12 protein-coding genes and 2 pseudogenes are annotated in these 14655 nt (G+C 37.7%); 7 read left to right on the forward strand and 7 right to left on the reverse strand.

Annotation, left to right across the window (positions count from 1 at the left end; translation table 11 throughout):
- From DL91_RS13010 to DL91_RS00020, 4 genes and pseudogenes are all read right to left on the reverse strand, one after another.
- Positions 1–441: pseudogene (locus DL91_RS13010) on the reverse strand (coenzyme F420 hydrogenase/dehydrogenase beta subunit N-terminal domain-containing protein); the annotation flags it as partial.
- A 5-nt stretch (positions 442–446) separates the two neighbouring features.
- Positions 447–2496: pseudogene (fdhF, locus tag DL91_RS14300) on the reverse strand (formate dehydrogenase subunit alpha).
- A gap of 240 nt (positions 2497–2736) precedes the next feature.
- Positions 2737–3576, reverse strand: coding sequence for a formate/nitrite transporter family protein (locus tag DL91_RS00015; protein ID WP_048189686.1), 840 nt, complete (start codon positions 3574–3576; stop codon positions 2737–2739).
- A 361-nt stretch (positions 3577–3937) separates the two neighbouring features.
- A complete protein-coding gene (locus DL91_RS00020; protein WP_048189687.1) occupies positions 3938–4183 on the reverse strand; it encodes a hypothetical protein in 246 nt (81 codons plus the stop codon).
- A gap of 491 nt (positions 4184–4674) precedes the next feature.
- Between DL91_RS00020 and nrdD the strand changes: the two genes are divergently transcribed.
- Positions 4675–6996, forward strand: a complete 2322-nt coding sequence (gene nrdD / locus DL91_RS00025) for an anaerobic ribonucleoside-triphosphate reductase (protein ID WP_048189688.1) — start codon at positions 4675–4677, stop codon at positions 6994–6996.
- Positions 6997–7141: 145 nt separating this feature from the next.
- Here the strand turns inward: nrdD and DL91_RS13215 are convergent, their stop codons facing one another.
- The 3 genes from DL91_RS13215 to mobB form a co-directional block, all read right to left on the reverse strand.
- Positions 7142–7294, reverse strand: a complete 153-nt coding sequence (locus DL91_RS13215; RefSeq protein ID WP_156095858.1) for a hypothetical protein — start codon at positions 7292–7294, stop codon at positions 7142–7144.
- A 348-nt stretch (positions 7295–7642) separates the two neighbouring features.
- A complete protein-coding gene (gene moaA, locus DL91_RS00030; RefSeq protein WP_048189689.1) occupies positions 7643–8572 on the reverse strand; it encodes a GTP 3',8-cyclase MoaA in 930 nt (309 codons plus the stop codon).
- Positions 8559–9266: a molybdopterin-guanine dinucleotide biosynthesis protein B gene (gene mobB, locus DL91_RS00035; RefSeq protein ID WP_048189690.1), complete on the reverse strand. Its 708-nt coding sequence runs from the start codon at positions 9264–9266 to the stop codon at positions 8559–8561. Before mobB ends, moaA begins: the two co-directional genes overlap by 14 nt.
- A 633-nt stretch (positions 9267–9899) precedes the next feature.
- Here mobB and DL91_RS00040 point away from each other — a divergent pair.
- The 6 genes from DL91_RS00040 to DL91_RS00065 are packed head-to-tail and all read left to right on the forward strand — an operon-like array spanning position 9900 to position 14643.
- The gene (locus DL91_RS00040; RefSeq protein WP_048189691.1) at positions 9900–10376 is read left to right on the forward strand and encodes a 4Fe-4S dicluster domain-containing protein; all 477 of its coding nucleotides are present in this window, start codon (positions 9900–9902) and stop codon (positions 10374–10376) included.
- Positions 10354–11409, forward strand: coding sequence for a tungsten-dependent formylmethanofuran dehydrogenase subunit FwdF (gene fwdF, locus DL91_RS00045; protein ID WP_048189692.1), 1056 nt, complete (start codon positions 10354–10356; stop codon positions 11407–11409). Before DL91_RS00040 ends, fwdF begins: the two co-directional genes overlap by 23 nt.
- 41 nt (positions 11410–11450) lie before the next feature.
- On the forward strand, positions 11451–11708 hold the full coding sequence (locus tag DL91_RS00050) for a 4Fe-4S binding protein (RefSeq protein WP_048189693.1): 258 nt from the start codon (positions 11451–11453) through the stop codon (positions 11706–11708).
- Entirely contained in the window at positions 11705–12097 is a 393-nt protein-coding gene (gene fwdD / locus DL91_RS00055; protein ID WP_048189694.1) for a tungsten-dependent formylmethanofuran dehydrogenase subunit FwdD, read from the forward strand. Before DL91_RS00050 ends, fwdD begins: the two co-directional genes overlap by 4 nt.
- 18 nt (positions 12098–12115) lie before the next feature.
- Complete coding sequence (gene fwdA / locus DL91_RS00060) at positions 12116–13831, forward strand: tungsten-dependent formylmethanofuran dehydrogenase subunit FwdA (RefSeq protein WP_048189695.1); 1716 nt, start codon at positions 12116–12118, stop codon at positions 13829–13831.
- Positions 13828–14643, forward strand: a complete 816-nt coding sequence (locus DL91_RS00065; protein ID WP_048189696.1) for a formylmethanofuran dehydrogenase subunit C — start codon at positions 13828–13830, stop codon at positions 14641–14643. The genes fwdA and DL91_RS00065 overlap by 4 nt, the downstream gene beginning before the upstream one ends.
- Positions 14644–14655 lie beyond the last annotated feature (12 nt).

Raw genomic sequence — 14655 nt, forward strand, 5'->3', positions numbered from 1 at the left:
GGTCGTAGAATTTTTCTATCATTTCACGAGCCTGAACTGGTGGTAATGTCCCTCCACAGTTAACCCCAACCATTATAACATTATCTGCATCTACTTTATCCCTTTTCATTAGCTCTACAAGGGTCATTGCATCACAAGGTTTGGTTGTAACGGCTAATTTAAATGTCCTTTCCGCCTTTAAGATATTTTTCAACGGTTTTGGCCATGTTCAGTGTACCGCAGTGTAGGGATCCTGCTGATTCTATGATTTTTTCAGGGTCGGTTATTAATGTGGGCACTGCATCATACAGGTCTGCGCCTTTTTTCACGGCTAGAACTGCATCTACTATGCCTTCCTCAAGCATGAATTTCAGTATTGAGGTTACTGCTCCACCACATTCTCCACTTTCAGCAATTTCTTCGTTAGGAGACCATGCATAACATATCGTTTACTTCAACCATTTGGATCACCCCATTTTCTCTAGGCTTGCTGCAGATACCTTGAATTCTGGCATTTTAGCTGCAGGATCTAATGCAAAACTTTGAGTTAATGTGTTGGCTGCACACTCCACAAAGTGGAATGGTACAAATATTATTCCTTTCATTATATCAGGAGTGACTCTGGCAGCAATTTCAATTACTCCACGTCTTGTCCTGACACGAATCATTTCTTTATTTTTTTTCCAAGTTCGGCTGCATCTTCTGTGTTGATTTCTACGTAACCTGTTGGAACTTCACGGTCGAGGGTCGCTGATCTTCTCGTCATACTACCAGTATGCCAGTGGAACAGAATACGTCCAGTTGTAAGTGTAAATGGATACTCTTCATCCTGGAAGTTCAGCAGCTGCTATGAATTCGATTGGCATTAATACTCCAAGACATCGGCAGTTGCAAACTGTTCTCCCCAAAGTATAGGAGTTCCAGGATGTGTTTCATCTGGGCATGGCCAGTGTAGAGCCTCTGGTTTGGACAGTCTTTCTTTGTTCCATACCTGCATACTGAGGTGTGACAGTTCTTACTTCTTCAAAGATCTCCTGTGGTGAGTTATAGTTGAATAGGTCAGAGCCCATTCTTGTTGCAATATCGGAGATTATTTCCCAGTCAGCTCTTGCTTCACCCGGTGCGTCAACTGCTTTTCTTATGTACTGCACACGTCTTTCTGTGCTTGTGAATGTTCCGTCTTTTTCAGCCCACGAAGTTGCAGGAAGTACTACATCTGCTAGTGCTGCTGTTTCAGTCATGAAGATATCCTGTACAACTAAGAAGTCCAGGTTTTCAAGACCCGCACTAACGTGGCTAATATCAGGGTCTGAGACCATTGGGTTTTCACCCATTATATACATCCCTTGATATCGCCATCGTATGCTCCGTTCATCATTTCAATTACAGTTATACCTGGTTTGCAGTTAAGATCTCCACATCCCCATGCAGTCCTCATCTTTCCGGCTATCTCTTCTTCTATGACTTTCTGGTATCCGGGGTAGCTTACTGGGAGTGCTCCCATATCACATGCTCCCTGAACGTTGTTTTGTCCCCTTAGGGGGTTAACTCCAGTACCCGGCCTTCCAATGTTACCTGTAATCATAGCAAGGTTCGATGTTGACATAACGTTGTCTGTACCTGTTGTATGTTGAGTTATACCCATAGAATAAACAATCGCTGCATTTTCTGCCTTTGCATACATGATTGCAGCTTCTTTAATCAGATCAGGTGATGCTTCAGTTATTTCTGCAACCTTGTCAAGAGGATAGTTTTGACAACTTCTTTCAGTTCTTCAAAGTTTTTTGTCCTTTTTTCAATGAAATCTTTGTCTTCAAGTCCTTCTGAAATTATTACGTTCATCATGGCGTTCATTAATGCCACGTCTGTCCCTGACTTAAATGGTATATACAAGTCTGCTTTTTTAGCAGAAGTGTGAATCTTGGATCTGCGACTATTAGTTTTGCTCCTCTAGCTTTTGCTTGTAATATTCTTCTCCACATAAGTGGATGTTGTTCTAGGGTGTTGGATCCTATTATAAAAATAACATCAGCAAATTCTATACTCTTAAAGGGAGTTAGTCATAGCTCCTGACCCAAAGGTTTGGGCAAGTCCTGCAACCGTAGGGCCGTGACAAAGCCTTGCACAGTGGTCTATGTTGTGTGTTCCTACTACGGTACGCACAAGTTTCTGCATCAAGTAGTTTTCCTCATTTGTACATCTTGCAGATGAAAGAAATGCAAGAGATTCTGGATTTGTTTCTTTTAATTCGGTTAGTTTGGATGCAACAAGGTCTAATGCTTCGTCCCATGATGCTTCCCTAAATTCACCGCCTTCTTTGATTAATGGTGTAGTTAACCTGTCGTCTCTGTGAACAAACTCGTATGAAAAATTACCCTTAGGACATAATTTTCCTTCGTTTACTGGGTTCCTTTTCCATGGTTCGACACCTTCAAGTTTCCCGTCTACACTTACTAAATTAAATCCACATCCACATCCACAGTAGGGACATGTTGTTGGAGTATATTGGATATTCATTTTTTCCCTCCGAAATTGATTGATATAATATTGACATACAAAATTCCTTCAATTTACATGACTAATTCATATAGATTTTGGATTTAAGTATTTTCAAGTGATAAGTAATACGTGTTAAATGTGTGGTTTGACTATCATTTCCTGATAGAATGGGAGTTCCATTTCTCCAAAAAAAAATGAAAATGGAAAGATTTCACAAACCTTACCAATTTTTATATATTTACCTTTCTTTCTGCAATATCAAGTGGCTGTTTTGGTTCCTCTAATGTAGGTCCACCAGTAGATTGCAGCTACAAATATTCCTCCACCGATGATGTTACCTAGGGTAGCTGGTACCATGTTGTTTAGGAAGAACTGTGACCAGGTTACTCCACCTAGGAAAATTCCCATAGGTATAAAGAACATATTTGCAACAACGTGCTCAAATCCAATAGTTACGAAAGCCATTATTGGGAACCATATTCCAATTAATTTACCGATAATATCATCCGAGGCAATAGCGAGGTAAACTGCTAGACATACCAGCCAGTTACATCCAATAGCCCTAAAGAACACTTGTGTCCAAGTTAAAGACGTAACAGTTTTTCCTGCAGCTACAAACTGAGCACCACCAAGTGCTTTAGTTTTAGCAATAGTGATTGCACCTGCTGCCCAGGGGTCAGCTGTTAAAACACCAGTAAGATATGCAAGAACGTAAGCTACAAATAAAGCGCCTACAAGGTTAAAAACCCAGCTTCCTACCCAGTTACGGATAAGTCCAAACCAACTTGCTTTTCCTTCCAATATTCCAAAAGGCATATACATGTTGTTACCAGTAAACAGTTCAGAACCGGCTATAACGACCAGCATGAGCCCAACTGGGAAAGTTGCTCCAAATAATAATTTAACAAGTCCTGGAGGAGCACCAGCAGCTGCTAGGCCTCCTGTAGCGACTTCAGCTAAAAGTCCTCCAAAAGCAATATAAGCTCCTGCTAAGAAACTTAAAAGAATTAAATTGCTCATCGGAGATTTTTCTTTCAACGCTGCAATTCCAACACAAGCCTTGGCTGTGTCTGCAGGTGATTTAAACGACGATGCCATATTTTTCCCCCTTTTACATTATTCAACATTTCTTAATCACGTATTTCTGAATAATCACGAATTTTCCTGAAATAATCAATTCCCCTTAAGAGGATTAGTGATCTGAGGGTTGGTTTTAATTCTCCATGAATATTCATGATGTATTCATAAACATTCCTCTATTAATGTTTAATATAACCTTTATGAACAGGTAAGATTCCGAAAAGATTATAAGCGTTAAGTAGTTAAATTCATATCGTTAAGTAGGAAAAAGGGCATTTATTTACTAATTTTAGAAAAGAATTTAATTTTTGGGAAAAAGTTCAAAAAAGGATTAATAATTATAAAAAAATAATTTTTTAGGAATTATCCACAGCCCTTATTATTTTTTTCCTCTGATCTGTTCTTCTATTTCCTTTTGAATTTCTTTTTCATCTTTCCCTTTTATTTGTTCTTCTATTTCTTTTTCAATTTTGGCCTTAACTTGTCCTCTTATTTGTTCTTCTACTTCTTTTTCAATTTTGGCCTTAACTTGTCCTCTTATTTGCTCCTCTACTTCTGCTTCAATTTCGGCCTGAATTTTTCCCTTAATCTGCTCCCTGATTTCCTTTTCAAGTTCTTTTGTCATACACGTATCACCTAACTCTTATTTTAGACATTCTGTTAATATATTCTATTATCATATTAAAATATATAAAGATTTTTATTTCTTTATTTTGTAGAATAAACTACACTGATAGAGTATATAAATAAATCAGCTCATATTTAACATTAAAAAGTTTGGAAAACAAACTGATGATGAAAATGAAATAATAACTAAAACTGTTTTAATATTGTATCAGGTTTTTAAGAATTATCCTTTTTCTTTCTGTCTGGACTAACAACTATGTGATGTATCAAATTTTAACTTCGTAATTTCTAAGATTTACTATTGATATCCAAGGATCCAATTAATTCATATAAATACCAACATTCATCACTTTATTATTAATATAATTTCAAATAATTTATGATCCAAATATACAACTAAAATAAAATAACAATTTGTTAGAGACTAAAAGGTGAACTAAACAATATTAATAAGTTATTAAATTTAAATATAAAATATAGGTGTTGCCAATGAGGGATGATATAGAACGGGATGGGATGATTATTGCTTCTCTTCCTACGCGGGCGCAGGTTTGTGTCGTGAAGAATAATGGGATTTTTGAGAGATTTTCTCATGAGAAGGTTGTTAAGTCTTGTTTGATGGTTGGTTCTTCGTTGTGGGCTGCGGAGCAGATTGCTGCGTATGTTGGTAAGGCGGCTTATGATGGTGTTTCTACTGCTGAGATTAAGATGTTGGTTTATGATTGTTTGAAGCGGGTTGATCGTAAGGTTGCGGATAAGTATTTGGCATCTAATGCTTTACGCGTGCGTACTTCTAGGGATACTATTGAGTCTTTTGATCAGAGGAAGATTGAGAAGACTTTGATGGTTGAGACGGATGCTTCTGGGGAGTTATCTCGTAGGATTGCAACTGATGTTTGGAAGGAGCTTAAGAAGTTGGATGTTGATTATTTAACTGCTCCGATGATTAGGGAGATTGTTAACACTAAATTGGTTGAGAATGGTCTTGAAACTTTGCGTAAGAAGTATACTCGTCTTGGTATTCCTGTTTATAATATTACTAATCTTATAAGGAATGGTTCGCGTGATAATGCGAATATGGTCCATAATCCTGAGACAGTGCATAAGTATGTTGCTGATGAGGCGTTGAAGCAGTATGCTTTGCTGCGTATTCTTCCGAATGAATTGGCGGATGCGCATCTGGGCGGGGATATTCATATTCATGACTTGGAGTTCTTTGCGGGCCGTCCTATAAATTGTTTGCAGCATGATTTACGTTTGTTTATTAAACATGGGCTTAAAGTGGATGGTACGGGTGATCATACGTCTGTTGCGGGCCCTCCTAATCATATTGAGACTCTTATGAATCATTCTGGAGAGATTATGCTTGCTGCTCAGCAGAATATGAGTGGTGGACAGTCTATGAGTCTTTGGAATGTTTTTGTGGCTCCTTTTGCTGCGGGCCAGCCGTATGAGAAGGTAAAACAGGCTGTTCAGATGTTTATCTATAATTTGAATATGGCTTATGCTGCTCGTGGTTCTCAGGTTCCTTTTACCTCTATTAACCTTGAATTCAGTGTTCCCAAGTTTTTGGAGGATGTAACTGCTTATGGTCCTAAAGGTAAAAATGTAGGTGTTTATGGGGACTTTGAAGAGGAAACACGATTGTTGCAACGTGCTTTTACTGAGACTTTGCTTGAAGGTGATTCTGATGGTAAACCTCATCTTTTCCCGAATACTATCTATGTTTTAAGGGATAAGATTCTTAATGGAGGATTTGAAGAGGATATTAGACGTGTACATGAGCTTTCAGCCAAGTATGGTACTGCTTACTTTGTGAATATGCTTCCAAAGTACAGGGGTAATATGGCTAATTATATGGGCTGCAGAACCTCATTAAGTGATAATTGGACTGGTGACTGGGATAAGGATTGTTTCAGAACAGGTAACTTGGCTTATGTTACTTTGAACCTTCCTAGGATTGCCTATAACTCCCGGGATGATGATGATGTCTTTGATTATTTGGACTCTTATATGAGTATCGGTGAAGAGGTGTTGATGCTCAGGCGTGAGCAGGCTTTGAATTGTCTGGATAATTATAATTTACTCCCATTTTTAACTCAGGAGGCTGATGAGGAACGTTATTATCAGGTGGATAATTCAACACTTTCATTTGGTTTTGTGGGTCTTAATGAGATGTTACTGGCCCATTGTGGTGAGGGTATTGAGGATCCGGATGCTAGGAACTTTGGTATTAAGGTAGTTAAGTATATGAATAAGCGTACGGAGGAGTTGAAGAAGGAAACTGGTTTGAGGTGGACAGTTCTTCAGACGCCGGCTGAGTCTACTGCTTATCGTTTTGCAACGTTAGATAAGGAGAAGTTTGGTGATAGGGCGATTTTACAGGGTGATGAGTTGGCTTCTTATTATACTAATTCTTCCCATGTTCCTGTGAATTCGGATGTTTTGTTGCCTGAGAAAATTAAAATAGAGGAGAAATTCCATCCTATAACGTTGGGTGGTCATATTTTCCACGCCTTTATGGGTGAGGCGTATTCAGATCCTGATTCTTTGATGAGTCTCACCAATAAGATCGCGAAGAAAAGTGATATTGGATTTTGGGCCTACAGTTCTGCACTTAGCTTCTGTATTAAGTGTAAAACACTTATGAAAGGTCTTCAAACAAAATGTGGAACTTGTGGTGAAGAAACAGAAGTTGAATGGTACGATCGTATCACAGGATATGTTCAACAAGTAGGAAGATCCAGATCGGCTTCAGGCGGTTGGAACCCGGGTAAGATGAGGGAACTAATGGACAGAAAGAGGTTTTAATATCTCTAGAATTTTTTTTTATTTAAACAAAGTTCATTTGTATAATTTAAATGCTAAAAAGCTAATAATATTTCAGTTATACATAAAAAAAAGTTGATATCTTTTCCCAAGGATTTTGAAAAAAAACAGTAGAAATTGAATTAAATTATTTTTTTTTTGTATCTTTTTTGAAATAAAATATAATATATAATATCATTATAACCACTCCCAATACAATTCCGGGAATAGGATATACTGCCCATACCATGGATGCTATAATTATCCCTGCTAAAAATAATAATTTTGAATTTTTTTCCATTTTTTTGAACACCTCTCCAGATAATTATTCTTTTCCTTATTCGATATTAATATGAACATATTTGAGGATATTTATGTTTTTATAGTTATATCAAGAACTATAAAAAGATTAATAATAATCGTTTATAGTGGATACTAACATTTTTAATTATAATTTAAATACACACTAAATCTGAGATTCACTGGGGTTTGGTAAGAGAAATAGAAACCATACAGTATCAGCCCATTAAAGCCATAATGGTATTTTCCTCATTTTGGTCATGTGCTGTTTTTAGGCATATTAAAAGATTTTTAAGAAGATTGAATCCAATAAATAAAAAAATAGATATTGCAATTCAATTTTTTATAACTAACATTTATCGGTATAATAGGGTTTTCTATTATTTATGGCCTCTAAAAATGCTTCTTCGAGTTCTTTATCCGATTTTCCACAGCGCATTGGTTCTATGAGATCTACTAGGTTGTCGTTTCTGAGCAGGCATGGTTTTATTTTACCTTCAGGGGTAATTCTCAGCCTAGTACAGTTTTTACAGAACTGTGTGTTGTCCATTGGACGCACAACTTCGATTTCCCCACCATCAATGAAATACTTCTTCCTATCTTGCATGAATGCTCTTTTTTTAACATTTGAGGAAATTTTCCTTAGTTCTTCTTCAAGTGGGTTCATATTGTAATGATATTCCTCAAGGAACTCAGCTTCTTCGCAGTTTTCAGTTTTCAGGAGTTCAATGAGCTGCAATACAACGCCGTTTTTTCGGCAGAACTGGAACATTTCCCATATTTCCGTATGGTTTATACCTTTCATAACTACCATGTTCACTTTAACAGGGTTAAGGCCAGCTTCAACAGCTTTTTTTATCCCATCCTTGGCCAGTTCCATGTAATCACGCTTGGTTATGAACTTGTAGGTTTCGGGGTTCAGGGTGTCAAAGCTGACGTTCACCCTGTTCAAACCGGCATCAACCAGTGCTTTTGCATATTTTCCCAGCAGAGTTCCGTTGGTAGTTATTGAGATGTCCCTGAATTTTAAGTGGGATAGTCTTCTAACAATATCTACCACATCTTCCCTAATAAGTGGTTCTCCTCCAGAAAGTCTTATTTTATCTACACCAATTTTTCTAGCAATTTTTGCTACTCTATAGATCTCTTCTGGATTCATCTCGTAGTCTTGGGCTACTATGCCATCATGGTGACAGTAGAAGCACTTCACGTTGCAGCGATTGGTTATTGAGATACGCAGAGATATTACTGGTCGTTTGTAGTTGTCAGTTGTCTTCATCATTTATCAACAGTTCAATCCTTTTTGTTTCATGGGCACCGTATTCATCCTTTCGAAGTGAATCAACCATACCACGGACCACGTTTTTAACTAATGATTTAACAAAGGGATTCATGGGTATTGCAAATCCATCCACCTTCAAAACAACGTTGTCGTCTTCAGTCTCGCATTTTACATCTTTACTGGCATCACCGCTGATTTTTGCCTTTTGAAAAGCATCACAGCTTTCAAAACCACATTTTTTACAGTTCAAACTCTGATAAATTCCAAAACTCCGGTTTTCTATCATATCAACCAATGATTCAATATCTGCAGGTTTTAAATCTCTTACATCCACATTTTTAATTGTAAGATCATCTTTGTAGTCTGATGTTGATATTTTAGCATATCTAGAATGTTTAAACCCTTCCACGACCACGAAGTCAAGTTCCTTTACATACTTCATCAAGTTAAAAATAAGATCCAGTTCCATGGTTTCTCCAATATTAAGAAAAGTCTCATCTCCTGAACCAACCACAACTTGCGCTCCTGCTTCTTTATGCTTCCAAGTATCTCTATCTTCTATATCAAACCCTTCAGTAGTGTGTTTAACAGTACCTACATCAAAACCTCTTTCAACAAGTTTTTTTACTATATTTGTTACAAGAACTGTTTTTCCGGTATTTTTTGTTCCAACGATTCCAATGATTCTCATGGTTACACCTTGATCTATTAGAAATCTTAACTAAAAACTTACTTATAATATGTATTGTGATCATCCTATTATTTGTGTATGTGATATCCCTCTTAATTATCGATGATGATTATATATTTCAAATCAATTCATATGATATAAATTTAAAGAGCATTATTAATATGAATGGAATCACCTACCAATGTTTTAACTAATCCTGCAGCGGATAAAGTATCATGAACACCTGAATTGAAGTTGGTGCTGTTAAAATTTATAAAACAAAAAAAATCCACCATTTGAGATTGAATTGTGGTATTAATAAGTACATTTTTTTTATTTTTTTCTTAACTAATCAAATTTTTCTTAATATTGCTATCATTCTGTTTAAAGATTTATGAACTTTTTGTAGTGAAAAAATTGAATTGTTCTGGTACATTTCCTATAAGAATGTAAATTTTTGATCCCAATTTCCTTTCATCGTATATGTATATTATTTAACATTTTAATGAATTTGGAACGTGTTTTCAAAGGGATATTTGCCCCACTTGTATGTGTTTTAACAACACACCAGTATATAAGTATTGCTATTTGATTTTTGATGAAAATTATATATATATCTACTGCGAAAGTGTTATTAACACACATGGGGTGCACATGCCGAAACACATAATATCAGGGTTGAAATATTTAACAGCAGTAGAACTAAGAAAGAAAGGACATAATCAAAGAGATATTGCAGCAGAACTCGATATGGATAGATCAACAGTTTCACATTATTTAAATGGTAGAAACGTGTCTTGGAACTCCATAGAAATAGCAGAAGTTATAAAAAATACATGTCCTAAGGATTTTTTGACCATTACCTATGCCCTTTTTAAGGACAAAGATAAAACTAGAACCATAATAAAAACGTGTTTGGATAAAAAATACGATTGCAAGGTGAAGAACTCGTGCATTGGTTGTGGTATTTGTGTTGATGCATGTATGATGAATTCCATTGTGTTAGATGATTTGAAGGCACGGATAGATCCTTATTGGTGCTGCGGATGCCTTATATGTGGGGAGATGTGTCCCACAAATTCAATAGAAATTATGGAGGTTGAAGGTAATGGAGACAACAGAAATGATTGAAGGTAAAGATGTTTCTGTAGAAAGAACGGGTGCAGAAGCTAGAAAGCTGAAATTCAAAAATGAATTATGTGGATCTTGCGGTCTATGTGAAACTATCTGTCCCGTATCAGCTATAGAAGTGAATCCAACTGGAGCCATGGTTCGAACAGAACAGGAATCAGGTAAAATTGAAATAGATGAAAATAAATGCGTATTATGTGGTATGTGTAGTTGTATTTGTCCATATGATGCATTAGACCTTGAAATTGAGGGTAAATCAATTAAAGAATTAGAAGAATATCCTAAACTCTTAAAATCTTCAGAAATTGATGATGATAAATGTATCTACTGTAAAGCTTGCGAAACTGCATGTCCACCCGGAGCTATTACTATTGCAAGGGAACTTCCAGACAGATCCAAACTTGTAACTGGTGAAATAGAAATAGACAAGGAAACTTGTATAAAATGTGGGGTATGCGAAGAAATGTGCCCCGCCGATGCAATTGAACTTGACTACAAATTCCCAACATCTGATGACCCTACCATAGCTTCTGACATAAACGTTGACAAGGATAAATGTGTTTACTGTTTAGTATGTAAAAAAGCTTGTCCTGTTGATGCAATCAAAGCTGTTTGCAGACAATGTTCATATGGTGACTATGATATCAAAGCAGAGGATTCTGAAATTATAGGAAATTCCGATATAAACTCTGAAACTTGTGTTAACTGTGGATGGTGCGAAGATATCTGTCCTGTTGATGCCGCAAAAGTTACCAAGGCTTTTGAAGGCACTATAAACATAGATGAAGAAACATGTCAGGGATGTGAAACATGTGTGATGGCTTGTCCATGCAACGCTTTATCCTTCCCAGAATCTGATGAAATGGGCAGTATAGAAGAGAAACTCCATGTAGATGAAAAATACTGTATATACTGTGGTGCATGTGAAAAAGCATGTCCTGTCGATGCAATTGACGTTAAAAGAACCAATATACACAGCACCCCTGTCAAATCAAAATCATGGGAAAAGGCATTTGAATCTGTAAAAAACTAGTTGAATAAATTTTTTAAATAACTTAAATTGGAGGTAAATAAATGACAATCGGACTTGTAGTATATCCGGAACTTTGCCATGGATGCGGCAACTGTGTTGTAGCATGTCCTGTCAACTCATTAAGAAGTCCAGAGGTTTCTGGAGGAAAGGGACCTACCGATGATGTTGAAATTATAATGATGGTTGACGATGGCGTCATAGAACTAAAAAACCCAAACTTCTGCGGAAAATGTGGAACATGCGTTGAAACATGTCCAGTTTTTGCCATAAGACTTGAAAAAGTGGAGGAGGCCAAATGAATTTTATATTAAATACTGGTAGAACAATCTGGCAGGGACAAGCAATTGAATCAGGTAAAGACCTTCAGATGTATGTTGATGCTGCAGCAATCTGCAACATGAACAAGGATCAGATGGAAAACATGGGCCTGAAAGATGGAGACAACATAGAAGTAGTATCCGAATTTGGAGATGTTATAGTCAAAGTTGTAACAGCCAAAGAAAAGCTTCCAGATGTCATGATATACATCCCCATGGGACCATGGGCAAACAGGGTCATACGTCCCAACACAGACTCAACAGCAACACCAAGCTTTAAAAACATACCTGTTGAGATTAACCCCACAGAAGAAGCAGTTCTAGACATGCCTACTCTGATGAAAGGTTATCATAAGATTTCAAATTACTAATGACTAGGAGGACTTTCGTTGGAACACATAATAAAAAACGGAATTGTTTACGATCCACTAAACAACATCGATGGAGAACAGAAAGATATCTGTATAAAAGATGGAAAAATAGTGGAAAGCGTAAGTGCAGATGCAAACGTAATAGACGCATCTGGACAGATTATAATGCCTGGAGGAGTAGACCCACACACCCATATAGCCGGTGCTAAAGTTAACGTGGGAAGGATGATCCGTCCAGAAGACAGTAAAAAAGATGTTGTAGGAAGAAAGGCCGGTCAAAGGGCTGGAAGTGGATTTTCAGTTCCATCTACATTTATGACTGGATATAGATATGCTCAAATGGGTTACACAACAGCAATGGAAGCCGCAATGCCTCCATTATTAGCTAGGCACACCCATGAGGAATTCCATGATACACCAATCATAGATCATGCAGCTTACCCACTTTTCGGTAACAACTGGTTTATAATGCAATACCTTAAGGAAGGAGACCTAGATAAAACAGCAGCATACGCTTCATGGTTACTCAGAGCAACTAAAGGTTACACCATTAAGATCGTGAACCCTGCAGGAACGGAAGCATGGGCATGGGGAGGAAACGTACATGGAATAGACGACCCTGCACCATACTTCGATATAACAGGGGCAGAGATAATAAAAGGCCTTGCAGAAGTCAACGAGATGCTTGGACTTCCACATGCTATACACCTTCACTGCAACGACTTAGGACATCCAGGAAACTACGAAACAACATTAAAATCATTCGATGTACCAAAAGGGATAAAAGCAAACCCAACAACTGGAAGCAGAGACAAGGTTCTTTACGCTACTCACGTGCAATTTCACAGTTACGGAGGAACCAATTGGAGGGACTTCGTATCAGAAGCACCTAAAGTAGCAGACTACGTGAACAAGAACGATCACATAGTTATTGATGTAGGACAAGTAACATTAGATGAAACAACTACTATGACTGCAGACGGCCCAATGGAATACGACCTTCACACACTTAACGGACTTAAATGGGCTAACTGTGATGTAGAACTTGAAACCGGTTCTGGAGTTGTTCCTTTTATATACTCAGGAAAAGCACCAGTTCCATCTTCACAATGGGCAATTGGTCTTGAATTATTCTTGCTTGTAAACGACCCAGAGAAGATATGTCTCACAACAGACAGTCCTAACGCAGGTCCATTCACCAGATACCCAAGGGTAATGTCATGGCTCATGAGCAACAAGTATCGTGAAGATATGATCGAAAACCAGGTTCACAAATGGGCTCAGAAGAAAACAAGCATTGCAACTCTCGACCGTGAGTACAGTTTCTACGAAATAGCTCAAATATCAAGAGCCACACCCGCAACTGTACTGGGACTAAGCGACACCAAAGGACATCTAGGTGTTGGAGCAGATGCAGATATTGCAATATATGGATTCAACCCAGAAACACAAGATCCGTCTACAGATTATATGGCACTTGAAGAAGCATTAACAGCTGCATCATATGTGCTTAAAGACGGTGAAATCGTTGTCAAAGACGGAAATGTTGTAAACATAGGACAGCACGGAAGAACCTATTGGGTAAACTCAGTTTACGATGCAGAATTAGAAACACAGATAGTAGGTGAAGTTGAAAAGATGTTCAAAAAATATTACTCAGTAAACTTTGCTAACTATGCAGTGCAAGATGAATATCTTCCAAGATCAACTCCAGTCAACGGGGTGATGTTATGAGTGAAATAATCTTAACACCTAAAGAACAACCACTAGTACCGATTGAAGCAAACAACGTAACTCCAGATGCATTTGCAGGCAAAAGTCTTGACGAAATCAAAAATCTGGGAATATGGAACGGTAACAGGCAAGAAAGGCTATCAAAATTCTTCGACATTGAAGGAGAATCCTCAGAAAACCCATCAGAAATTAAAATAGTTATTGATGGGGATGCACACAACACCAAATGGATAGGAAAAGCCATGACAGCAGGTGAAATACTCATCAAAGGAAACGTTAACATGTACGTTGGCGCAGACATGAAGGGTGGAAAGATCACTGTAGAAGGAAATGCAGCTTCTTGGCCAGGACAAAACATGGAAGGTGGCGAACTTACAATAATGGGGAACGCCGGTGACTACGTTGGATCAGCCTATCGTGGTGATTGGAGAGGTATGAGTGGAGGTATTATAACTGTCCACGGTAACGTGGGTAATGAGATAGCCGAATACATGCTCGGCGGTAAAATGATCATTAAAGGAAACGTCGCCATAATGCCCGGAGTTCATATGAACGGTGGATTACTCATAGTAGAAGGTAACGTCATTGCAAGAGTCGGAGGAGAGATGAAAGGTGGAACAATAGTCGTTAAAGGAGTTATTGACGAGTTTTTAGCTGGATTCAAATACCTTGGAATAGAAAGAGATCTGGAATTAGAAGGAGAAGTTATTAACGGTGCTTACCATAAATTTAAGGGAGATCTTGCAACAAAAGGGGCAAGCGGAATTGTTTACGCTGCTGTTGCAGGAAACGGCCACATAGCACCCTATTAATTGGCGTTATTG

The sequence above is a fragment of the Methanobacterium sp. SMA-27 genome, from assembly GCF_000744455.1.
In the GTDB taxonomy this organism is placed as follows: domain Archaea; phylum Methanobacteriota; class Methanobacteria; order Methanobacteriales; family Methanobacteriaceae; genus Methanobacterium_B.